We start from the raw sequence: 262 nt of genomic DNA on the forward strand, positions 1-262 counted from the left end.
GTCCTGATTCAATAGGCGATGCTGAAGCCGACCGATGAAATTGGGGAATTTTCGAGCGATACTTTTGGGGAATTTTCGAGCGATATTGACAATTTTAAGAATAAAACTTAATAATGTATAAATCATATCACTAACCTGATCCATTACTATGGCTATTGCACCTATTAGCTTAAAACAATCATGGCTTTTCCGCCGCATCCCCAGCATGAAAGTGGGGTTTAGCGCAGCACTTTTCCTCCATACTGAGTAATACTGCGATTGG

1 protein-coding gene is annotated in these 262 nt (G+C 40.5%); it reads right to left on the bottom strand.

The genetic code is table 11. The annotated features are described in order from the left end of the window. The coding region (locus PPOP_RS24530; RefSeq protein ID WP_234399870.1) for a hypothetical protein at positions 1 to 262 on the bottom strand (262 nt) is incomplete at both ends.

Source organism: Paenibacillus popilliae ATCC 14706, from assembly GCF_000315235.1.
Classification (GTDB): Bacteria; Bacillota; Bacilli; order Paenibacillales; family Paenibacillaceae; genus Paenibacillus_B; species Paenibacillus_B popilliae.